At 64.2% G+C, this 22668-nt stretch carries 22 protein-coding genes; 6 read left to right on the forward strand and 16 right to left on the reverse strand.

Features of this window, described 5'->3' with window-relative positions; all coding sequences use genetic code 11:
- Positions 1–2: 2 nt before the first annotated feature.
- The 9 genes from DAD99_RS03035 to DAD99_RS03075 all read right to left on the reverse strand — a co-directional run bounded on the left by DAD99_RS03035 (position 3) and on the right by DAD99_RS03075 (position 10352).
- Entirely contained in the window at positions 3–1328 is a 1326-nt protein-coding gene (locus DAD99_RS03035; protein WP_193340274.1) for an ABC transporter permease, read from the reverse strand.
- Positions 1325–2692, reverse strand: a complete 1368-nt coding sequence (locus DAD99_RS03040; protein ID WP_185262914.1) for an ABC transporter permease — start codon at positions 2690–2692, stop codon at positions 1325–1327. The genes DAD99_RS03035 and DAD99_RS03040 overlap by 4 nt, the downstream gene beginning before the upstream one ends.
- Positions 2685–4310, reverse strand: a complete 1626-nt coding sequence (locus DAD99_RS03045) for an ABC transporter ATP-binding protein (protein WP_193340275.1) — start codon at positions 4308–4310, stop codon at positions 2685–2687. The genes DAD99_RS03040 and DAD99_RS03045 overlap by 8 nt, the downstream gene beginning before the upstream one ends.
- Before the next feature lie 175 nt (positions 4311–4485).
- Complete coding sequence (locus DAD99_RS03050) at positions 4486–5556, reverse strand: BMP family protein (RefSeq protein ID WP_193340276.1); 1071 nt, start codon at positions 5554–5556, stop codon at positions 4486–4488.
- 334 nt (positions 5557–5890) lie between these two features.
- The gene (locus DAD99_RS03055) at positions 5891–6913 is read right to left on the reverse strand and encodes an NADP-dependent oxidoreductase (protein ID WP_193340277.1); all 1023 of its coding nucleotides are present in this window, start codon (positions 6911–6913) and stop codon (positions 5891–5893) included.
- A complete protein-coding gene (locus DAD99_RS03060) occupies positions 6910–7341 on the reverse strand; it encodes an organic hydroperoxide resistance protein (RefSeq protein WP_185262910.1) in 432 nt (143 codons plus the stop codon). The genes DAD99_RS03055 and DAD99_RS03060 overlap by 4 nt, the downstream gene beginning before the upstream one ends.
- 44 nt (positions 7342–7385) lie before the next feature.
- Complete coding sequence (locus DAD99_RS03065; protein ID WP_193340278.1) at positions 7386–7820, reverse strand: MarR family winged helix-turn-helix transcriptional regulator; 435 nt, start codon at positions 7818–7820, stop codon at positions 7386–7388.
- 111 nt (positions 7821–7931) lie between these two features.
- Positions 7932–9131 (reverse strand): amidohydrolase, encoded by a 1200-nt coding sequence (locus tag DAD99_RS03070; RefSeq protein ID WP_193340279.1) that lies wholly within the window; start codon positions 9129–9131, stop codon positions 7932–7934.
- Between the two features lie 87 nt (positions 9132–9218).
- On the reverse strand, positions 9219–10352 hold the full coding sequence (locus DAD99_RS03075; protein WP_185262907.1) for a mannose-1-phosphate guanylyltransferase: 1134 nt from the start codon (positions 10350–10352) through the stop codon (positions 9219–9221).
- Positions 10353–10608: 256 nt separating this feature from the next.
- On the opposite strand from DAD99_RS03075, the gene sdhC reads away from it, so the two are divergent.
- The 5 genes from sdhC to DAD99_RS03100 all read left to right on the forward strand — a co-directional run bounded on the left by sdhC (position 10609) and on the right by DAD99_RS03100 (position 15046).
- Entirely contained in the window at positions 10609–10989 is a 381-nt protein-coding gene (gene sdhC, locus DAD99_RS03080; RefSeq protein WP_082576094.1) for a succinate dehydrogenase, cytochrome b556 subunit, read from the forward strand.
- Between the two features lie 3 nt (positions 10990–10992).
- Positions 10993–11484 carry a succinate dehydrogenase hydrophobic membrane anchor subunit gene (locus tag DAD99_RS03085; RefSeq protein WP_193340280.1) on the forward strand — a complete coding sequence of 164 codons (492 nt, stop codon included), beginning with the start codon at positions 10993–10995 and terminating at the stop codon, positions 11482–11484.
- A gap of 104 nt (positions 11485–11588) precedes the next feature.
- Positions 11589–13397 carry a succinate dehydrogenase flavoprotein subunit gene (gene sdhA, locus DAD99_RS03090; RefSeq protein ID WP_185262905.1) on the forward strand — a complete coding sequence of 603 codons (1809 nt, stop codon included), beginning with the start codon at positions 11589–11591 and terminating at the stop codon, positions 13395–13397.
- 1 nt (position 13398) lies between these two features.
- Positions 13399–14181 (forward strand): succinate dehydrogenase iron-sulfur subunit, encoded by a 783-nt coding sequence (locus DAD99_RS03095; protein WP_058929685.1) that lies wholly within the window; start codon positions 13399–13401, stop codon positions 14179–14181.
- A 94-nt stretch (positions 14182–14275) separates the two neighbouring features.
- Positions 14276–15046: a S9 family peptidase gene (locus DAD99_RS03100; RefSeq protein WP_193340281.1), complete on the forward strand. Its 771-nt coding sequence runs from the start codon at positions 14276–14278 to the stop codon at positions 15044–15046.
- Here DAD99_RS03100 and DAD99_RS03105 read toward each other — a convergent pair.
- The 7 genes from DAD99_RS03105 to glyA all read right to left on the reverse strand — a co-directional run bounded on the left by DAD99_RS03105 (position 15003) and on the right by glyA (position 21537).
- Positions 15003–16085: a YihY/virulence factor BrkB family protein gene (locus DAD99_RS03105; protein ID WP_193340282.1), complete on the reverse strand. Its 1083-nt coding sequence runs from the start codon at positions 16083–16085 to the stop codon at positions 15003–15005. The genes DAD99_RS03100 and DAD99_RS03105 overlap by 44 nt on opposite strands.
- A 37-nt stretch (positions 16086–16122) precedes the next feature.
- Positions 16123–16722: a 2'-5' RNA ligase family protein gene (locus tag DAD99_RS03110; protein WP_227007561.1), complete on the reverse strand. Its 600-nt coding sequence runs from the start codon at positions 16720–16722 to the stop codon at positions 16123–16125.
- Between the two features lie 4 nt (positions 16723–16726).
- Complete coding sequence (gene trpS / locus DAD99_RS03115; protein WP_193340284.1) at positions 16727–17770, reverse strand: tryptophan--tRNA ligase; 1044 nt, start codon at positions 17768–17770, stop codon at positions 16727–16729.
- Positions 17771–17788: 18 nt separating this feature from the next.
- Positions 17789–18622: an exodeoxyribonuclease III gene (locus DAD99_RS03120; RefSeq protein ID WP_193340285.1), complete on the reverse strand. Its 834-nt coding sequence runs from the start codon at positions 18620–18622 to the stop codon at positions 17789–17791.
- Positions 18623–18632: 10 nt separating this feature from the next.
- Positions 18633–19196, reverse strand: a complete 564-nt coding sequence (locus tag DAD99_RS03125; RefSeq protein ID WP_193340286.1) for a hypothetical protein — start codon at positions 19194–19196, stop codon at positions 18633–18635.
- Positions 19197–19335: 139 nt separating this feature from the next.
- Positions 19336–20235 carry a bifunctional methylenetetrahydrofolate dehydrogenase/methenyltetrahydrofolate cyclohydrolase gene (locus tag DAD99_RS03130; RefSeq protein WP_185262897.1) on the reverse strand — a complete coding sequence of 300 codons (900 nt, stop codon included), beginning with the start codon at positions 20233–20235 and terminating at the stop codon, positions 19336–19338.
- 3 nt (positions 20236–20238) lie between these two features.
- A complete protein-coding gene (gene glyA / locus DAD99_RS03135) occupies positions 20239–21537 on the reverse strand; it encodes a serine hydroxymethyltransferase (protein ID WP_219729688.1) in 1299 nt (432 codons plus the stop codon).
- Between the two features lie 257 nt (positions 21538–21794).
- Between glyA and purU the strand changes: the two genes are divergently transcribed.
- Positions 21795–22655, forward strand: coding sequence for a formyltetrahydrofolate deformylase (purU, locus tag DAD99_RS03140; protein WP_193340287.1), 861 nt, complete (start codon positions 21795–21797; stop codon positions 22653–22655).
- Positions 22656–22668 lie beyond the last annotated feature (13 nt).

Here is a 22668-nt window from a genome sequence, read left to right on the forward strand (position 1 = left end):
CGTCATCCTTTGACGTACGGGATGCCGCTGGCCGCCGGTGGCCTGGACCGGCCCACCAGCCCGGCCACGGCCAGCACTGTCACCAGGTAGGGCAGCATGGCCATGAACTGGCTCGGCACCGGGGTTCCGATGATAGTCACAATGCTCTGCAGGTTGTCTGCGAAGCCGAACAACAGGGCGGCGAAAAAGGCCCCTATAGGGTTCCAGCGTCCGAAAATCAGCGCGGCGAGTGCAATGAAGCCTCGTCCGCCGGAAATCTCCTTCGTGAAGCTGTCGATGGCCACGAGCGTGAAGAATGAACCGCCGATACCGGCGATGGCGCCCCCCAGCGTGACGTTCCAAAAACGCGTCGCATTAACATTAATGCCCATTGTGTCGGCGGCCTGCGGGTGTTCCCCCACGGCCCGGACCCGCAGGCCCCATCTGGTTTTGAACAGCCCAACCCATACGACAATGACGGCAACGTACATCAGGTAGCCCACCACCGACTGCTTAAACAGGATGGGACCGAGGATCGGAATGCCGGAGAGAATGGGAACCTCTACGATGTCCAGGCCGGGCGGTGAGTTGAACCTGGCTTTATCCGCCTGCATAACGGTGCTGAACAGGAAGCCCGTGACACCGGAAACCAGGACGTTGAGTACTACGCCGACGATAATCTGGTTGACCAGGTACTTGATGCTGAACACAGCGAGCACCATGGACACCGCTGCGCCGGCCACAGCAGCCGCGAGCAGCCCCACGAAGGGGTTCTGTGTAATGCTGGCCACGATTGCCGCGGTGAAGGCACCGCCCAGGAGTTGGCCTTCGATCGCGATGTTGACCACCCCGACGCGTTCGCACAATACGCCGGACAGCGAGCCGAAAACCAGCGGGACGGCCAGGGTGACCGAACCGGCGATGAGCCCGGCCAGCGAAATGCTGGGCGTCCGGGCACCGCCAACTACCCAGATCAGGAAGGCTGCCACGAACAGCACCGTAAAGGTGATGGTCAGCCAGGCCGGGACCGGCCGGGCCTTGGTCTTCAGATAGACGGCGTAGGCCGCCAGCCCAAGCATAAGGACCGAGAGGACAATACCGCCCGGCATCGCCGGAACTTCCAGCGCAGGGAGTTGGAAGAAATCCCCGCCGGTGGAAACTCCGAACCTGGCGGTCTGCGCTGACCCCATCAGGCCGAAGAAAATGAAGGCCACGAGTCCCAGCCCCGACAGCAGGACTGGAGTTTTCCAAAGCACCGGTTTGCCGGACGCGGCCTGCGCGTCGCTGGACTCCGGCGCTGTTCCGGGCGTTCCGCGTCCCGGCACGGGCGATGTTGCTGTTGCGCTCACGCTGCGCCTCCGGTGGTTGCTGCCTGCTGGGATTTTCCGGCCCTGGCCGGTTTCTTGCGTCGGGGGTTCAGCCCGAAGACTGCCCGTACCAACGGAGGTGCCGCGATAAAGAGGACGATCAGCGACTGGACCACCAGGACAATGTCGATGGGGGTCCCGGTCTGGATCTGCATCTGCACGGCACCGGCACGGAAGGCACCGAACAGCAGGCCGGCAGCGAAGGTGCCCCACGGCGTCGAACGTCCAAGCAGCGCCACCGTGATGGCGTCAAACCCGTACGTCGCCGCCACCCCATCGGTAAGGACCTTTTCCGTGCCCGCCACCTGGGCTACGCCCGACATTCCGGCGAGCGCACCGGCTATTGCCATGACCAGGATGGTGGACCGCGGGACGTTGATTCCCGCGGTCAGCGCGGCCTTCGGGTTGGCCCCGACGGCCCGGAATTCAAAGCCGACGGTAGAACGGTTCAGCAGCCACCACACCAGGACGGTGGCCGCGATGGCCAGGACAAACCCAAGGTGCAGGCGGTACTGGGAGCCGAAAATCTGGGGGTAGATCGCGGTGGGATCCAGGATAGGCGAGATCGGGTTGGACTCCCCCGGGCGCTGGAACGCCGGAGTGTTCAGCAGGTACCGCAGGAAGTAGAGGGCGATGTAGTTGAACATGATGGTCAGGATGACTTCGTGGGCGCCGGTCCGGGCTTTGAGAAGGCCTACCAGGCCACCCCAGAGCGCACCACCAACGATGCCGGCAACGAGCACCAGCAAAAGGTGCAGGCCCAGGGGAAGGTGCAGGGCAAAACCAACCCAGGCCGCCAGGATGCCGGCCATAATGATCTGCCCTTGGGCACCAATGTTGAACAGGCCTGCCCGGAATGCGAGCGCAACGCCGAGGCCAGCCGTGATGAGCGGCGTGGCGATGGTGAGGGTGTCCATCAGCGGCGCGAACCGGACGGCCAGGTTCGAACCCTTGGGGTTGAAGACGGACCCTTGGAACAAGGCCACGTAGGACCGGGTGGCAGCGTCCCAGACAGCAAAAAGGAAATCGGTGGGCCGGGCGAAAAGGTAGGCCGAGGTGGCGCTGACGCGTGCGTCCGTGGTGGCAATAAGTAGCCCGCCGATGACGAGGGCCAGCAGCACCGCCAGGACCGAGACCATGCCGCTGCCGGTGAAAATCTTCCGGACCAGCGTGTCCGGTCCCCCGGGCAGCTTTCCGCTTTGGGCGCTGGCAGGAACGGCTGAAGGGCTGATGGCTCCGCCGGCCGTGTCCACCGCCACCCCGGCGGCGTTTTCTCCGGCCGCCGGGGTGGGCGCGTCCGGTTTAGGGTGCTGGTCTGCATGCTTAGGGGGATGCTCTTCAGGCATGATCGCCTCCTTCGGCGCGGGAGGTTCCGCGGCTTTCTGCGGCCGCGGAGTCAGTAAGGTCAGCGGATGGCGTGTCAGCGCCGGTCGGTGACTTCGTGTTGTCTGCGCTGGCGGCATCTTCCGGTGAGATGCCCGCCATCATCAGGCCCAGGACGTCGCGTCCGGTTCCTGCGGGAACGATTCCTACGAGCTTGCCCTTGTAGAGCACAGCGATGCGGTCAGCCAGTTCCATGACCTCATCCAGTTCCGTGGAGATGATCATGACAGGCGTGCCCTGGTCCCGTTCCGCGACGATCCGTTTGTGCAGGAACTCGATGGACCCCACGTCTACACCCCGGGTGGGCTGCGATGCGATGAAGAGGCGCAGCGGCCGGGACAGCTCCCGTGCCATGACCACTTTCTGCTGGTTTCCGCCGGACAGCGTGCCGGCAGCCAGGAGGCCCGACGTCGTCCGCACGTCGAACTCATCGATCCGCGACTTCGCGTTCTCCAGGACCTTCGCCGGGCTCATGCTGATGCCCTTGGCAAACGGCGGCTGATCGTAACGGTCAAGGACCAGGTTTTCGGCGATCGAGAACGTGCCGATGAGGCCATCAACAGACCGGTCTTCCGGGACGAAGCCGACGCCGGCGTTCAGTACGTCCTTCACGCTGCGCCCAACGAGTTCTACGTTGTCCAGCAGGACGGAGCCCTGCACGCGCTCCTGCAGTCCAAGGATGGCTTCGGTCAGTTCCGTCTGGCCGTTGCCCTGGACGCCCGCGACGGCCAGGATCTCTCCGCGCGCAATGTCGAAGCTGATGCCGTCCACAGTGTGCTGCCCGTTCGGAGCTATGACCGTGAGGTCCTTGACCTGGAAGGTCTTCTCTTTGGGGTTGGCGGGGGCTTTGTCGAGCGTGAGGCTGACGGCACGTCCCACCATCATGGAGGCCAGCTCCGCTGTGGAGTCGCCGGGAGCGGCGGAACCCACTACCTTGCCGCGCCGGATCACAGTGATGGTGTCCGAGACAGCCTTCACTTCGCGCAGCTTGTGCGAAATGAAGACAAGTGAGGTTCCGTTGGACTTAAGCTGGCGCATGATGTCCAGGAGTTCATCTGTTTCCTGGGGCGTCAGCACAGCAGTGGGCTCATCCAGGATCAGTACCTTGGCGTCGCGGACCAATGCCTTGATGATTTCCACGCGCTGCTGGACGCCCACGGGGAGGTCCTCCACCAGCGCGTCCGGATCGACGTCGAACCCGTAGCGGTCAGAAATCTGTTTGATCTTGCGGCGGGTATCCTCCAGGTCGAGGAAACCGCCGGCGTTGGTGGTCTCGGCCCCGAGAGCCACGTTCTCCGCAACGGTGAAAACAGGGACCAGCATGAAGTGCTGGTGGACCATGCCGATCCCGGCCGCCATGGCGTCGCCTGGCCCGCGGAAGGAAACGGGTTTGTCATCGATGAGGATCTCACCTTCGGAAGGCTCGTAGAGCCCGTACAGCACATTCATCAGGGTGGACTTGCCGGCCCCGTTCTCGCCCAGCAGACAGTGGATCTGTCCGGGTTCAACCACCACGTCAATGTGATCGTTGGCGAGCAGGGAGCCGAAGCGTTTGGTGATCCCTCTGAGTTCAAGTTTCAAAACTCTGACCAATCTCGAAGCGTCCGTACACGAACCGGACGGGATATGAGGCTGCAGCAACAGCCTAGTGCCTGCGGCCCCGGCGGGCGGCAGCGCTGAGGCAAGCATTCCAACGCAAAGCGCCACCTCCCGGGCGGTCGATGACCAACCCGGGGGTGGCGCTTGGCGAGGATGACTATGCCTTGGGACTTGCCGCTGACTCGATCTTCAGCTTCCCGTCGACGATGTCCTTTTTGAGCTGGTCCAGCTCCGCCTTCAGATCGGCAGAAACCTGGGAGTCGAAGCTGTGGAACGGTGCCAGCTGGACGCCGCCGTTAGCCAGAGTGCCAACGTACGGCGTGTTGGTGAACTTCCCGTCCTTGTCTTCCTTCACGACGGTCTCAACCGCCTCACCCATGAGCTTCATGACCGAGGACAGCATGATGTCCTTGTATTCCGGTGCAGTCAGGAATCCATCGGAGTCGACCCAGATCATCTTGACGTCCTTGCCGGCCGTCTTCGCTTCGTTCAGCGCGGCGCCGGCGCCCTTGCCCACCGGACCGGCTACGGGCATCACAATGTCCGCTCCCTGGTCCAGGAAGTTCCGTGTGAGCTGCTTGCCGACGTCCTGCTTTTCGAAGTCACCGGTAAAGCTGCCGTCTTGTGCGGTCTTGTCCCAGCCAAGGACCTTGACGCTGGTGCCCTTCTTCTCGTTGTAGTACTTCACGCCGTCGGCGTAGCCGTCCATGAAGATGGTTACCGTGGGGATCTTGATGCCGCCGAAGGTGGCAACAGTTCCGGTCTTGGTGGTGCCTGCGGCGAGGTATCCGGCGAGGAAGGCAGCCTGGGCGGTGTCGTAGATGATGGGCTTGACGTTGCTGATGGGCGGGTCGTAGGCGAAGTCGATGATGGCAAAGTGGCTGTCCGGGTTTGCCGCGGCCTGGGTCTTGGTGGCGTCACCCAGCAGGAAGCCGACGGTCAGGGTGAGGTCGCAGTTTGCGGCAACCATGGCACGGAGGTTTGGTTCGAAGTCGTTATTGGTCTTGGACTCGACCTGGTTGACCTTGATGCCCAGGTCGGCCTCAGCCTTCTTCAGGCCCTCATAAGAGGACTGGTTGAATGACTGGTCATCGAATCCGCCGGAGTCAGAGACGATGCAGCCGGTGTAGTCACTGGCCGTGGCGGTGGCGGTGCTTCCGGCCTCGGGGGCCGCGCCGCAGCCAGTCAGCAGAAGCGCCGTGGCACCCACTGAGGCTACGCCGACCATTGAACCGCGTTTGAATTTAGCGCGCAGTGTGTTCTTCAATTTTCCTCCAGGAGAGAGTGGCGCTACGACTCGAATTCAATGAGTGTCCGTTTCTACACTGAAATTCTGTTTTCACTGAGGGCTTCGCAGCACTGCGCCGAAGCGCACTGATAGCAGCAACATTAGTGGGCCGCGACACATCCGCTACCCCATTGGAGCAGGATCCTGAAGATTGTTGAGAACTTGTTACCAACCAGTAGAAGGCGTCTTGGCCGGACCCCTTTGGTTAAGTACGAACGGACACTTGGGACCCGCCGGGAGGGGTCCCAAGTGTCCGTTCGCACTGGTGGGGAGCTTAGACGCGCACCAGCATCTTGCCGGTGTTCGCGCCCTCGAGCAGATCCATGAAGGCCTGGGGCGCATTCTCCAGTCCATCCACCACAGTCTCGTCGTACTGGACTGAACCGTCCGCAAGCCAGGCTGACATTTTCCCGAAGAATTCAGCACTGTGCTGGCGCTGTCCACTGACCAGGAACCCGCGCAGGGTGAGCTGCTTGCCAATGGCGAGCATGAGGTTCCGCGGGGCCGGTGTGGGTTCGGTGGAGTTGTACTGGGCGATGGCGCCGCACATGGCCACGCGGCCGTCCACGTTAAGGACAGTCAGGGCGGCTTCCAGGTGCTCGCCGCCCACGTTATCGAAATACACATCAATCCCTACGGGTCCTGCGGCCTGCGCAAGCTGTTCGCGCACCGGCCCGTCGTTGTAGTTGAACGCGGCGTCGAAGCCCAGTTCCAGGAGCCGGGCCACCTTCTCCGGGGTTCCTGCGCTGCCGATGACCCTCGAAGCGCCCATCGCCTTGGCGATCTGGCCAACAAGCGAGCCCACGGCGCCTGCAGCACCGGATACAAATACGGCATCGCCGGGTTTGAACTCGGCCACTTTGAGCAGCCCGGTGTAGGCCGTCAGCCCTGTCATGCCCAGCGCGCCAAGGTACGCCGACGCTGGAGCAAGGTCCCTGCGGGCAATCGAGGTTGCCCCTGCTTCCAGGACCGCGAATTCCCGCCAGCCAAGTTGATGTACGACGGCGTCCCCCACCTTTCGCCCCTCGGCCCGGGACGCGATGACCTCACCGATTGCGCCGCCGTCGAGCGCTGTATCCAGCGCGAACGGCGCGGAGTACGACTTGACGTCATTCATGCGGCCGCGCATGTAGGGGTCCACGGAGATGTAGAGGTTGCGGACCAGGATCTGGCCGTCCTGAAGCGCCGGCAGCGGTGACTCTGCCAGCTGGAAGTTCTCACTGACGGGACGCCCTACCGGACGTGAGGCCAGGCGGATTTCACGGGTGGACGTGGGCAGTGCAGTTGTCAGGCTCATGCTGCGAACTCCAGGATCTTGATGTCCACGGTCATGTTTCCGCGGGTGGCGTTGGAATAGGGGCAGATCTGGTGGGCTTTGGCTACCAGGGACTCGGCGGTGGCGAGGTCCAGGGCCGGGACGGCGATTTCGAGTTCGGCCGCGAGGCCGTAACCTATGCCGTCGTCCAGGGCGCCGAAGTGGATCTTGGCGGCCACCGCCGAGTCGGTGAGGTCGGCACGTTCCTTGCGCCCGACAAGGCGGAGTGCCGAGTGGAAGCACGCGGCGTAGCCGGCGGCAAACAGCTGCTCCGGGTTTGTGCCCAGGCCATCACCGCCAAGCTCCACGGGACTGGCAAGACTGACCTCCAGCTTCCCATCCTTGGTGCGCGCGTTGCCGTCGCGGCCCTCGCCTGAAGCCAGGGCCTCGGCAGTGTAGAGAGTCTTCATATACGGTCCGTCCTGTTGGATGTGAAACTCGAAAATCTTGCGGCTCAGTGCGCGCGGTGAAGGGCTTCGGTGAGCCTTTCCAGAGTGGTGCGAAGCTGTTCCAGCTCATCGGCCGACAAACCGGCGGCGTCCGCCAGGTGCCGTGGAATCGCGTTGGCTTTGCTGCTGAGCGAGCGTCCGGCCGGGGTCAGATGTACTGCCACGCGGCGCTCGTCCTCCCCGGACCGGCGGCGCTCCACGAGCCCCATGGCCTCGAGTCGCTTGAGCAGCGGCGACAGCGTGCCTGAGTCAAGACCCAGCTCCTCGCCGAGCTCCTTGACGCCCTTCGGCTCCGATTCCCATAGGACCAGCATCACCAGATACTGCGGGTACGTCAGGCCGAGGTCTTCCAGGACGGGGCGGTAGACCGCTGTTGCCGCGCGGGACGCGGAGTACAGGGCAAAACACACCTGGCGGTCGAGGCGGGGGGCTTCACTCACACCTAAGACGATAGTCCACAATTCAATTGTGCACAACTTACCTCATTAAAAAAAGCGCGTATTGGAGGCTTAAGTGTCCGTTCGCGCCAGGTCAGGGGCGCGGTGCGGGGGCTAAAGGTCGCGGATGGTCCGGAGGGCTGCCGCGGTGAGGACCTGGATACCCAGGCCCAGGGCACGTTCGTCCAGGATGTAGTCACCGCGGTGCAGGTCATACTCTTCGCCGCCCGGGGTTTTGGTGCCCAGGCGCATCATCGCGCCGGGACGTTCAGCCAGGAACCAGGCGAAATCCTCACCACCCATGGACTGCGGCGTCAGCACCACGGCGCCCTCACCGATTTCAGCGCGGGCCGCAGCCTCGATCAGCGCTGTCTCGTCCTCAGAGTTCACCACCGGCGGGACACCCCTGGTGTGTTCCAGATGGACCTCCACTCCATAGGGCGCGGCCACCTGCTGCACGACTTCATCCAGGAGCTCGCCGGCGTCATGCCAGGCATCGCGGTCGAGGCAGCGCATGGTGCCTGACATGTAACCGGTGCCCGGGATGGCATTGGGTGCCGATCCGGCGTTGATCTGGCCCCAGACCACGGATACTCCGCTGCGGACATCCACCCGGCGTGAAAGCACGGCCGGAACGTTGACCGCGATCTGCGCCAGGGCGAAGACCAGGTCCTCGGTAAGGTGCGGGCGGGACGTATGGCCGCCGCGGCCGCTCAGCTCGATCTTGATGGTGTCCGAAGCGGACGTAATTGCGCCGATGCGCGTACCGATGCGTCCGACGTCGATCCTCGGGTCACAGTGCAGCGCAAATATGCGCGGCACACCCTCCAGGACGCCCTGCTCGATGCAGGAAAGCGCGCCGCCCGGCATGGTTTCCTCGGCCGGCTGGAAGATGATCCGAACGGAACCGCCCAGCGGCGACTCCTGATGCATGCTCTGGAGGACCAGGGCAACGCCGAGCATGGTGGCAGTGTGGACATCGTGTCCGCACGCATGGGTGACGCCATGGTTCTTGGAGGCAAACGGCAGGCCCGTTTCCTCGATGATTGGCAGGGCGTCAATATCGCCGCGGAGCGCTGTGGCGATGGGCCCCTCGCCGATGTCGACGGTGAGGCCGGTACCTTCAAGCCGCCGCGGGGACAGTCCGGCTGCTTCGAGCCGCTCCACCAGCTTGTCCGTGGTGCGGAATTCCTTGAAGGAAAGCTCGGGGTGCGCATGCAAATCCCGGCGGAAGTCGATCAGCTCCGGCAGGAGGGGTTCCAACCATGGCCGCACTAATGCGGTGGGCTCGGCTTCAGTAGTGTAATTACGCACTCATTTACTCTAGCGAGCGTCCACGGAATAGCGTCATCAGGGCGGGCGCGTTACAGATTGTGCCGCGGCTGAACACTCCCGACCGGGTTACAGAACGTCGGTATCGCCACTGGCCTTGAGCGCGTCAACGGCTCCCTTCACCCGCTGCGCGTGCTGCTTGGTGGTCACCAGGAGGGCATCGCCCGTGTCAACGATGACCACGTCCTTGATGCCGATCAGGGCGATCACGCGCTTCGTGTCCGAAACCACCACACCGCTCGCGTTTTCGGTGAAAACCCGGGCGCCTTCACCGATAACGGTGACGTCATCGACTTCCCGCGCACTGTTGAGCCGGCCCACCGAAGCAAAGTCCCCGACGTCGTCCCAACCGAAGGTGCCCGGCACAACGGCAACATCGCCGGCAGCGGCGGCAGGCTCGGCCACCGCATAGTCAATGGCGATCTTGGGCAACGTGGGCCAGACGCGGGCTGTGACGGCGTCACGTTCGGGAGTGTCCCAGGCCTGGGCGATCTCCTGGAGGCCCTTGAACAGCTCCGGCTGGTTGGCCTCAAGGTGCCTCAGCATCAGGGCAACGGGAGCCACGAACATTCCTGCGTTCCAGACATACTCGCCGCTGTCCACATACTGCTGGGCAACTTCCTCGTCCGGCTTTTCCACGAACTCCACCACGGCCTGGGCGCTGGGCGCACCGTTGATGTGGAGCGCCTCGCCGGCGCGGATGTAGCCGAAGCCCGTGGACGGGTGCGTCGGCTTGATGCCGATCGTCACGATCTTGCCGGCGGCAGCCGTGTGGATGGCCTCGCGGACGGCTGCCTGGAAGAGGTGGTCAGGACTGATGACCTGGTCCGCGGCGAAGGAACCCATGATGGTGTCCGGGTCGCGCTCATACAGGATGGCGGCAGCCAGGCCGATGGCGGCGCCGGAATCCTTGGGCTCGCTCTCCAGGACCAGGTCCGACTCCTGGACCTCGGGCAGTTGCCGGCAGACGGCGGCCCGGTGCGCAGTGCCGGTCACCACAAGGACGTTCCTGCCTGCGAGCGGCTCCAGCCGGTCGTAGGTTGCGCGCAGCAAAGTGCTGCCGGACCCCGTGAGGTCGTGCAGGAATTTTGGAGCGGCTGCTCGCGACAGGGGCCAAAGGCGGGTCCCCACTCCGCCTGCCGGAATCACCGCAATGAAGCGGTTCAGGGGTGAATCCGGGCTTGTCACTGTGTCTGTACTCATCACCGCCTACTTTAGCTGACGAGCCGTGAACTGCCCCTTCAGAACCCTCCGCCAACGCCCGAGGGCGCGCCTTAGTGTGGTGTTCGTCTCATATGCAGGCAAAACGCGGGCATTGCGGGTCACCAAGGAGTTCCTAAATTGAATAAGCTGTGAGCGAAGCCTAGATTTAGGCCTGAGCTACGAGTTGCTCTCGCAGCAGGCGTTCCCCCCGCGTGGATCTCATGCCAGCGCCGCTGTGTTGCAGGGAGGTTTATCAGTGCCGACAAAACCAGCTGGCACCTTGTACCGCGGCCGTGAAGGCATGTGGTCCTGGGTAGGACACCGGATTACCGGTGTAGTGATCTTTTTCTTCTTGTTGGTCCATGTGCTGGACACCTCATTGGTGCGTGTGTCTCCGGAGGCCTACACGGCTGTCATCGGTGCCTACAAGAACCCCCTTATGGCCCTGGGTGAAACGGGCCTGGTTGCCGCGATTGTTTTCCACGCCTTTAACGGCCTGCGGATTATCGCCGTCGACTTCTGGAAGAAGGGCGCCAAGTACCAGCGCCAGATGCTGTGGACCGTCCTGGCCCTGTGGGTAGTTGTTATGGTCGGCTTCTCCATCCGCCACCTTTCCCTCGCACTCGGAGGTCACTAAGCCATGACTGCAACTATCGACAGCCCACGCAGTGGGAAAAACAGCAGTGGGAAAAACAGCAGCGGCAAGATCTCCCCCCAGTACCGCCGCACGGGCGCCAGCCGGGGCAACTTCGAAATGTTCGCGTGGCTGTTCATGCGCCTGTCCGGCGTAGTGCTGGTGGTGCTCATCTTCGGGCACCTCTTCGTGAACCTCCTGGTGGGTGAGGGCATCCGCGCCATCGACTTCGGCTTCGTCGCCGGCAAGTGGGCTGACCCGTTCTGGCAGGTCTGGGACCTCGCCATGCTGTGGCTGGCCATGCTGCACGGCACCAACGGCGTACGCACCATCATCAACGACTACGCCGAGAAGGATTCCACCCGTCTCTGGCTCAAGATCGTCCTCTACGCGGCCACCACCGTGATCATCGTCCTTGGCACCCTGGTGATCTTCACTTTCAACCCGTGCCCCGTGGTTGACGGCGTTCCGCTGCCCGGCGGCTTCTGCCCCTCGTAGCCAGTTCAGCCGCTGCCCGCGGTGAGCCGCAGGCTGTGTTTTGCGGTGCAGGCAACGCCCGCCCGTTGTTTTATAGCGAATTTTGAGAGAAAGAGCGCCCAAGTATGCAGGTCCATAAGTACGACGTAGTCATCGTCGGTGCCGGTGGCGCTGGCATGCGCGCCGCGATCGAGTCCGGTCAGCGCGCGCGAACAGCAGTACTGACCAAGCTCTACCCCACCCGCTCGCACACCGGTGCTGCGCAGGGTGGCATGTGTGCGGCCCTTGCCAATGTCGAAGAAGACAACTGGGAATGGCACACGTTCGACACCATTAAGGGCGGCGACTACCTGGTTGACCAGGACGCCGCCGAGGTCATGGCGAAGGAAGCCATCGACGCCGTGCTGGACCTGGAAAAGATGGGCCTGCCGTTCAACCGCACGCCCGAAGGCCGGATCGACCAGCGCCGCTTCGGCGGCCACACCCGTGACCACGGCAAGGCACCCGTACGCCGTGCCTGCTACGCAGCAGACCGCACCGGCCACATGATCCTGCAGACGCTGTACCAGAACTGCGTCAAGCACAACGTGGAGTTCTACAACGAGTACTACGTCCTGGACCTCCTGACGGTCGAGGAAGACGCGGTCCGCGAGGACGGCACGCCGTACAAACAGAAGCGTGTTGCCGGCGTCGTGTCCTATGACCTCGCCTCCGGTGAGCTGCACGTGTTCCAGGCCAAGTCCGTGATCTTCGCTTCCGGCGGCGCCGGCAAGGTCTTCAAGACCACCTCCAACGCCCACACCCTGACCGGTGACGGCATGGGCATCGCCTTCCGCCGTGGCATCCCGCTGGAGGACATGGAGTTCTTCCAGTTCCACCCGACAGGCCTCGCCGGCCTGGGCATCCTGCTTTCCGAAGCCGCACGCGGCGAGGGCGCTATCCTGCGTAACTCCGAGGGTGAACGCTTTATGGAGCGCTACGCCCCTACTATCAAGGACCTGGCACCGCGTGACATCGTGGCCCGCTCCATGGCCAACGAAGTCCGTGAAGGCCGCGGCTGCGGCCCCAACAAGGACTACGTCCTCCTGGACCTGACCCACCTGGAGCCGGCGCACATCGATGCCAAACTCCCTGACATCACCGAGTTCGCCCGCACCTACCTGGGTGTGGAACCGTACACAGAGCCGGTTCCGGTGTTCCCCACGGCGCACTACGCCATGGGCGGCATCCCCACCAACATCACCACCGAAGTCCTGCAGGACAACGACACCGTCATCCCGGGCCTGTACGCCGCCGGCGAGGTTGCCTGCGTTTCGGTCCACGGTTCCAACCGCCTGGGCACCAACTCACTGCTGGACATCAACGTGTTCGGCAAGCGCGCCGGCATCGCTGCCGCCGAGTACGCCAAGACTGCTGACTTCGTGGACCTCCCGGAGGACCCGGAGGCTTACACCATCGAGCTGCTGGATATTGCCCGCAACGGCAACGGCGACGAGAAGGTGGCGGTAATCCGCAAGGAGCTCCAGGACACCATGGACGCCAACATGCAGGTGTTCCGTACGGCTGACACGCTGAACCAGGTCCTGAGGGACATCGAGTCCTTCGAGGCGCGGTACAAGAAGATCAGCGTCCAGGACAAGGGCAAGCGCTTCAACCTGGACCTGCTCGAGGCCGTCGAGCTGGGCTTCCTGCTGGAACTGGCCAAGGTCATGACCGTGGCGGCCCTGCACCGGGAGGAATCCCGCGGCGGACACTTCCGCGAGGACTTCCCGGAACGCGACGACGAAAAATTCATGAAGCACTCCATGGCGTACAAGGATGACCGCGCCCCGGCCGACGGCACCGCGGGGACCGCGGAAACAACAGCCGGCATCCGTCTGGGCACCAAACCGGTTGTCTTTACCCGCTACGAGCCGATGGTGAGGAAGTACTAAGATGACCGCTGAACTTGCTGAACCAGCCTCCAAGATCGAACTGCCCGCACACATCGGAGGCGGCGGAGAGATCCCCACGTTCGACGTCACCCTGCGCGTCCGCCGTTACAACCCTGAGGTGTCCGAGGACGCCACCTGGGACGACTTCAAGGTGACCATGTACGGCACCGACCGCGTGCTGGACGCCCTGCACAAGGTCAAGTGGGAAATTGACGGCAGCGTTTCATTCCGCCGTTCCTGCGCCCACGGTGTCTGCGGTTCCGATGCCATGCGCATCAACGGCCGCAACCGCCTTGCCTGCAAGACGCTCCTGAAGGACTTGGACACCACCAAGCCCATCACCGTTGAGCCCATCAAGGGCCTGCCGGTGGAGAAGGACCTGATCGTGGACATGGAGCCGTTCTTCCAGTCCTTCCGCGAAGTCATGCCGTTCCTGATCAACAAGGGCCACGAACCCACCAAGGAACGCCTGCAGTCCGCCGAGGACCGTGAACGTTTCGACGACACCACCAAGTGCATCCTCTGCGCGGCGTGCACGTCCTCCTGCCCGGTGTTCTGGACCGATGGCCAGTACTTCGGCCCGGCCGCGATCGTCAACGCCCACCGCTTCATCTTCGATTCCCGTGATGATGCCGGCGACATGCGTCTGGAAATCCTGAACGACAAGGAAGGCGTGTGGCGTTGCCGCACCACCTTCAACTGCTCCGAAGCATGCCCACGTGGCATCCAGGTGACCCAGGCAATTGCCGAGGTCAAGCAGGCAATTCTCTCCCGTAAGATCTAATTCAGGTTCTTGCTTACGACGGCGTCACCCACCTTAGGTGGGATGGGCGCCGTCGTTGTTTAAGACCTGACGCCACCAACGAAAGCAGCACGCGATGTCCCGCTCCGAAAAAGTCAGCTTCGAAGGATCCACCGGCGAGCTCCTGTCCGGCATCATCGATATCCCGGAGGGGCCGGTGCGGGGCTGGGGCGTGTTCTCCCACGGTTTCACGCTGGGCAAGGACAGCCCGGCGGCGTCCCGCATGTGCAAAGCCCTGGCTGACACCGGCATCGGGATGCTCCGGTTCGACAACCTGGGGCTGGGCGAGTCCGCAGGTTATTGGTCGGAGGGCTCCTTCAGCCACAAGGTGGCGGACACCGTGGTGGCCGCCGAGTTCATGCGCAGCCAGGGGAAGGCCATCTCCCTGCTGGTGGGCCATTCCTTCGGTGGCGCGGCGGTGCTTTCGGCCGCCCGCCAGATCCCGGAGCTGGACGCGGTCGCAACAGTGGCTGCACCGTTCTCACCCAAGCACGTGGCCCACGTCTTTGACGCCGCACTGGACAAGATCCTGAGCGAGGGCAGCGCGGAAGTGGACCTTGGCGGGAAACGGGTGGAGATCCGGAAGCACTTTGTGGAGGACCTGGAGAACGCGGACCTCACGGACTGCATCCGGCAACTGCACAAGCCGCTGATGGTGCTCCACTCCCCCACGGACAACACCGTGGGCATCGAGAACGCCAGCACCATTTTCCAGACGGCACGCCATCCACGGAACTTCGTCTCCCTCGAGGGCAGCGACCATCTGCTGACCGGCAAGGGCCAGGCGGCCCGGGCGGCCAGGATTATTTCTGCCTGGGCCGACCAGTACCTCGACGCCGGGAAGTAACTGCCGGGCTTCCTGGGTGCCCCGCACCGGGGCGCTTTCCGTCGACGTGGCCCTCCAGTGGAACCTTTCCAGGCTGGACCTGCCGGGAGCCCCACAGGGCCTTGTCCTGGCCGGCAGGCGCGTTCCTGAGGTCCGCTTCGCGGATGGTGGACCAGCCGGCGGACACCAGGTAGACCTGGCTGACCAGGTTGAACCAGATCAGCAGGCCGATGATGATGGCGAACGGGGCCAGGATGGGGTTCCGTCCCGCGCCGGCCAGCAGTTCGGTGCTGAACACCTGCAGGACCGTGGTGCCCACGGCGGCAAGGATGGTTCCCTCCAGGAATGCCCGCCGGGAGAGCTTGAGGCCACCGGCCAGCCGGAACATGATGACCGCCGTGACCCAGTTGAGTGTGAGCGGCACACCGATCTTTACAACGGTGGTCAGCGGACCTGCCACCGCCGGATCCAGCTGCAGGAAGTCGGTGACCCAGCCGGCCGCCGTGCCGAACACCAGGGATGCCCCGGCACTGATCACCAGGGCCACTCCCAGGAGCAGGAGGGTGCCGGCGTCGCGGAATTTGAGGACAATCGGATTGATCTTCAGGGGCGGCAGCTGCACCACGCCGCGCAGGCCGTCGCGGATCCCGGCGATCCAGCGCAGCGACGTGATGACTGTAACCACGGCCGCAATCACGGCAGTCCAGCCGAGGCCGTCCGGGTTCAGGAGGTCCGTCGGATCAACCAGCCCTTCTCCCCCGCGCACCTTCAGCAGTCCGGGTGCGCTTTGGGCCACGCTGCCGATGATGGTGTCCAGCAGGGCGGGCTGTCCCCGCAGCACCAGGCCGGCAACGGAGAAACCCGTGGCCAGCAGGCCCGTGATGGAGAAGAACATATTGAAGCCGATGCCGGCGCTCATCAACGGGCCGTGCTGGAGGTTGTAGTGCTGCCAGGCGCGCATCGGGCGGAAGGTATTTAGCCGGGCAAGCAGCCACTGCAGCATCGCCAGCGAGGTGGCCACCGGGCCGCCGTCGGACCTTCTGGCCTTGCCCCACTCCATCCGTTTCTGGATGACGGCCAGCTTCAGGCGGACATGTTCAGTGGGGAGCGGTGGCTCCGTTTGCGTCGGCGTCCGCGGCGAAGGACCCGCCGTCGTCGTCAGTTTCGGTCCCAAAGTCCAACTCTTCCCGTAGCTGCCAGATGCCGTCGGCATCGTGCTCGTAGAGTCCCATGCTAACCACCGGGAACGTCGCCCGGTAACTTTCAAGCACCGTTTCGGCTTCGTCCAGGCTTTCGGGCGCAACATCGTGGGCGATGGTGACATGCGGGTGGTAGGAGAAGGGCAGTTCGCGGTGCAGCGGTCCCGTCTGGAGTTTTTCGTGCAGCTCCACGCAGGACTCGAACCCGTCCTCCACGTTGATGTAAACCACCGGGGACACCGGCCGGAAGGTTCCGGTCCCGGCAATGGTGACCATAAACGGGACCTGCCGCCGCGCCACCTCGCGGACGTGCTCCTCAGTGGCTGCCCAGTCCTGGGTGGGTGTGGTGGTGACCAGCGTGATGTGCGCCGGTATTACCCCGGCCATGGGGTCCCCGAAGGAAGCGCGCCACCGTTGAAGTTCCTCGGCGATGGCAGGGGGAAAGCCCAGAATGACGCCTACGCTCATTCCTTCACTGACATTGCTGGCGGCGGACATCGAGCTAGCGGACTCCTGCAAGGCTGAGGGACGGCAGGAAGCCCATGCGCTCATAGACCTGACCAAGGGTCACTGCGGCGATTTCCCTGGCCCGTTCGGCACCCTGGGCCAGGAGCCGGTCCAGCTCGGCCGGGTCGGCCATCAGTTCATTGGTGCGGTTCCGCAGCGGCGTGATGAAGTCCACCATGACCTCCGCGAGGTCCACTTTCAGGTGGCCGTACATCTTGCCCTCGTACGCAGCCTCCAGCTCGGCCACGGACTTCCCGGTGAGGGTGGAGTAGATGGTGAGGAGGTTGGAGATCCCGGGCTTGGCTTCGGCATCGAACCGGACCTCGGACCCGGTGTCGGTGACCGCGGACTTGATGCGCTTGGCCGCGAGCTTGGGATCCTCCAGCAGCTGGATGGAACCGTTAGGCGACTCCCCCGTTTTGGACATCTTGGCGCTGGGGTTCTGCAGGTCGTAGATCTTGGCGCTGGCCTTGAGGATGGTGGCCTCCGGCACAGTGAACGTGTGGCCGTAGCGTGTGTTGAAGCGCTGGGCCAGGTTGCGGGTAAGCTCCAGATGCTGCCGCTGGTCCTCGCCCACCGGCACGAGGTCCGTCTGGTACAGCAGGATGTCTGCTGCCATGAGCGTGGGGTATGCGAACAGGCCAAGCGTCGCGGCGTCCGAGCCCGACTTCTGCGTCTTGTCCTTGAACTGGGTCATCCGGGATGCCTCGCCGAAACCGGTGATGCAGTTCAGGGCCCAGGCCAGCTGGGCGTGCTCGGGGACATGGGACTGCACAAAGAAGATGCTCTTGTCCGGGTCGATGCCGGCGGCGATGTACTGCGCGGCAACCACACGGGTGCGCTTGGCCAGTTCGGCGGGATCGAAGTCCACCGTGATGGCGTGAAGGTCCGGGATGAAGAAGACGGCATCATATTCGGCTTGCATGTCCACCCAGTTGCGGACAGCGCCAATGTAGTTGCCCAGGTGCAGGGAGTCGGCCGTGGGCTTGGCCCCTGAGAGGATGCGTTTTTTGGTCACCGGTGAAGTCGGGCTAGTCATGGGAAGAACCTTCGGGGCTTAGAGCCGGTAGTCCACTACCAGCGGAGCATGGTCAGAGAAGCGGGTGTCCCACGAGGGCGCCCGGTCAACCACTGCCGAAAACGCGGCGGCGGCGAGTGCCGGGGTTGCCATGTGGTAGTCGATGCGCCATCCGGTGTCGTTGTCGAACGCCTGGCCACGCTGCGACCACCAGGTGTAGGGGCCGTCGACGTCTCCAGCAAGGCCCCGGTGGACATCCTTCCAGCCGATGTCCTCGCCGAAGAAGCGGTCAAAGTAGGCGCGCTCGTCAGGCAGGAAGCCGGCCTTCTTGACGTTGCCCTTCCAGTTCCTGATGTCCCGCTCGGTGTGGCCCACGTTCAGGTCGCCCACCACGAGGGCGTGGTCGCTGTGCTTGGTCAGTTCCGGCAATCTGGTGGTCATGACGTCCAGGAAGCGGTACTTGTCCACCTGCTTCGGGGTTCCCACGTCGCCGGAGTGCACGTAGGCGCTGGCGACGGTCAGCTGCGCGGGGTTCCCAGCGGCGTCAGCCACCCTGAAATCAGCCTCAACCCAGCGGCCGGCGGTGGCGAAGTAGTCGTCGCCGATGCCGTTGCGGGTGTCCAGCGGCTCGTCACGGGACGCAATGGCGACGCCCGCGCGGCCTTTGGCCTCGGCTTCGGCGTGCAGGATGTGCCAGCCATCACCGAGCAGCTGGCGCACGATCGCATCAGGCGCCCGGACTTCCTGGAGGCAGAGAATGTCCACCTCGCGGGGCTCCAGCCATGCCGCCATACCGTTCTTGTAGGCAGCCCGGAGGCCGTTGACGTTGACTGATGCGATGCGAAGGTGGTCCTTCTTCAATGCCGAGATCACCCGCACCACTCTAGTCGATGATGGTTCCGCTGACCGGGTCGCCGGTGCCGCCGCCGGCGCGGATCATGTCGCGGGCGTTGGTGGCGGTGATCTCGATGGTCTCCAGCGCGCGGCGGATCGTGTCCTGGTCCGCGGCCTCACCCTTGGCGCGCTCCTTCTCCACCACCTGGATCTGCACCTGGACGATCTTGAACGAGTGGTCCAGCTTGAGGTCGCGGACCCCGTCCGCTTCGGTGCGTTCGTACACCACCCGCGTGCCGCCATGGTCGGCCGAGGACGACGACGGTGCGCGGCCGGCTGCAGTGTTGAAGGCGTTCTGGGCCTCGGTCAGCTTGGCGCCGGCTTTTTTGGCGGCCTTCTGGATGCTGAACACAACAAAGGCTGCGAGGGCCAGCCAGAACGCGGCGATGATGGCGACAACCCAGCCCACGACATCGTTCTGGTTGGCCGCAAAGATCACGGCAACGAGGAAAGCGATGACAAAAACCATTATTCCCGGGCCACTGATCCTGAGCATGGAGAAGCCGCCCTTGGACCGGCCGGACGGAGTTTGAGGGTTACCCAGAGATCGCATGGGTCCATTGTCTCAAACGCCGCGGCGCAACAAGGCACCTTCTTCCCCCGGCGAACACCACATGCCTGCCGTTAAAGCCCGACGGCGGCCCGCGCCCTTCGCGAGAAGGTGCGGGACCGCCGTCGTACTGTTCTTGCTGCTAGACGAGCCCTGCCTGGCGTTCCGCGGTTTCCACCACGTTGGCCAGCAGCATGGCGCGGGTCATCGGCCCCACGCCGCCCGGGTTCGGGGAGATCCATGCGGCGACGTCAGCAGCGGCGGGGTCCACGTCTCCGGTGACCACCGCCTTGCCGTTGCCGTCGTCCACTCGGCTCACGCCGACGTCGAGCACTATGGCGCCCGGTTTCAGGTCCGCCGCCCTGATCATGTGCGGGACGCCCGCAGCAGCGATCACGACGTCGGCCTGGCGGACTTCGGCGGCCAGGTCCACGGTCCCGGTGTGCGCCAGGATGACCGTGGCGTTGACGTCCTTGCGGGTCAGAAGCAGCCCGACGGGCCGGCCGATGGTCACACCGCGGCCCACCACCAGGACGCGCTTGCCCTTGAGGCTGATGCCGTGCCGGGTGAGCAGCTCCACGCAGCCCTTGGGCGTGCACGGCAGCGGCGATGTCATGGGTCCGCTGACGTTGGCCACCAGGCGGCCCAGGTTCATCGGGTGCAGGCCGTCGGCGTCCTTTTCCGGATCCATTGCCTCCAGGATGACGTCCTGGTTGATGTGCTTGGGCAAGGGCAGCTGCACGATGTAGCCGGTGCACTCCGGGTTCCCGTTCAGCTCACGGACCACGGCCAGGAGTTCGTCCTGCGTGGTTTCCTCGGGGAGGTCGCGACGGATGGACGTGATGCCCACCTCGGCGCAGTCCTTGTGCTTGCCGCCCACATACCAGGTGCTCCCGGGGTCGGAGCCCACCAAAATGGTGCCCAGTCCGGGGGTGACACCCTTGGCCTTGAGTGCGGCCACGCGGTCGGTCAGTTCGGCCTTGATGGCAGCGGCGGAAGCCTTGCCGTCAAGAATCTGTGCAGTTCCAGTCTCAGTGGTCATGTATTACCACTGCTCGTGCTGCGGGTACAGCGGGAAATCGGCGGCGAGCTTGTCCACGCGGGACTGCAGGGCGTCCACGTCCGTGGCGGAGCCAGCCTTCAGGGCGGTGGCGATGATCTCGGCCACCTCGGTGAACTCCTCGGCGCCGAAGCCGCGGGTGGCCAGTGCCGGGGTGCCGATGCGCAGGCCGGAGGTGACCATCGGCGGGCGCGGGTCGAACGGGACCGCGTTGCGGTTCACGGTGATGCCCACGGAGTGCAGGAGGTCCTCGGCCTGCTGGCCGTCCAGCTGGGAGTTGCGCAGGTCCACCAGGACCAGGTGCACGTCCGTGCCGCCGGTCAGGACGGAGACCCCTGCTTCGGCGACGTCGGCTTGGTTGAGGCGGTCGGCAATGATCTTGGCGCCTTCGAGGACACGTTCCTGGCGCTCCTTGAATTCCTCGGTGCCGGCGATCTTGAAGGCCACGGCCTTGGCCGCGATGACGTGCATGAGCGGGCCGCCCTGCTGGCCCGGGAAGACGTTGGAATTGATCTTCTTTGCCCACTCCTGCTTGGCCAGGATCACACCGGAGCGGGGGCCGGCGAGGGTCTTGTGCACGGTGGAGGTGACGACGTCGGAGTGCGGCACCGGGCTCGGGTGCAGGCCGGCTGCCACCAGTCCGGCGAAGTGGGCCATGTCGGTCCAGAGCAGCGCGCCCACTTCATCCGCGATGGAGCGGAAGGCTGCGAAGTCCAGGTGGCGCGGGTAGGCGGACCAGCCGGCAATGATGACCTGGGGCTTCTCGGCGATGGCCTGCTCGCGCAGCTTGTCCATGTCAACGCGAAAGTTGTCCGGCTCCACCTGGTAGGCAGCAACGTTGTAGAGCTTGCCGGAGAAGTTGAGCTTCATGCCGTGGGTCAGGTGGCCGCCGTGAGCCAGGGAGAGGCCCAGGATTTTGTCACCTGGGGTGATCATGGCGGACAGTGCTGCGGCGTTGGCCTGCGCACCGGAGTGCGGCTGGACGTTGGCGTACTCGGCACCGAACAGTGCCTTGACGCGGTCGATGGCCAGCTGCTCGGCGATGTCCACATATTCGCAGCCGCCGTAGTATCGGCGGCCCGGGTATCCCTCGGCGTACTTGTTGGTCAGGACCGAGCCCTGGGCTTCCATCACGGCGCGCGGGGCGAAGTTTTCGGAGGCGATCATTTCCAGGGTGCCGCGCTGGCGGCCAAGTTCCTGGTTGAGGACTGCGGCGATTTCGGGATCGAGCTCGGCCAGCGACTGGTTGCTGACGGCGGCTGTTGTGGTGGCGGTAGTAGTCACGAAAAACTCCTGGTCAGGGATACGGGCACTGCTAAGGTCAGGCTACCGGCTGGCGCACCCCACCGCCCCTTGATGACAGGGCGTGAAAGTGAGCTGCATCCTTAAAGGGTGCAGCTCCGGTAAGACATGACCCTCGGCCCAGGCGTACGATCCGTGGTCTTCGTGATTGCCACTCCCTGGTGGTTAGCCACCCAACGCCAGTTGCGACCCCACCAGACTACCAAACGCAGACGGGCAGCGCGGGTAGGCTTGTAGTCGTGACTGAAGAGCAGCTGAACCGAGCTTACGTATTGACATTGTCCTGCCCGGACCGCCCCGGAATCGTCCACGCCGTGGCCGGTGCGCTGCTGGTGGCGGGTTGTAATATTTTGGACTCGCAGCAGTACGGCAGCCCCGCAACCGGCAACTTCTTTATGCGGGTGGAAGCAACCACGACGGCCTCCCGGGCCGAAGTCCAGGCAGCCCTTGGGCCGGTGGCCCACTCCTTCGGCATGCGGTGGAGCCTCAACCCCGTGGGCCAGAAGGTGCGTACGCTGCTGATGGCCAGCACGTCCGCGCACTGCCTCAACGACATCCTGTTCCAGCAGCGTTCCGGTACCCTGCCCATCGAGATCCCTGCTATTGTCTCCAACCACCGTGACCTGGCCGGGCTGGCCGAGTTTTACGGCATCCCGTTCCACCACATCCCGGTCGCTCCGGACACCAAGGCCCAGGCCGAGGACAAGCTCCGCGCCCTCATGGCCGAGCACGATATCGAGCTGACCGTCCTGGCCCGCTACATGCAGATCATTTCGGATGAGCTGTGCGCGGACCTTACCGGCAAGGCCATCAATATCCACCACTCATTCCTGCCGTCCTTCAAGGGCGCCAAACCCTACCACCAGGCCCATGCCCGCGGCGTCAAGCTGATCGGCGCCACCGCCCACTACGTCACCGCCGCCCTGGACGAGGGGCCGATCATCGAGCAGGAAGTCATCCGCGTGGACCACGCCCGGACCCCGGAGCAGTTCGTGCAGATGGGCCGGGACGTTGAAGGCCGTACTCTGACGCAGGCCGTCCAATGGCATGCCGAACACCGCGTGCTGCTGGACGGCAACCGGACAGTCGTCTTTAACTAAGCGGACTCTCACT

This window comes from Pseudarthrobacter sp. AB1, assembly GCF_014926485.1.
Lineage (GTDB): Bacteria > Actinomycetota > Actinomycetes > Actinomycetales > Micrococcaceae > Arthrobacter.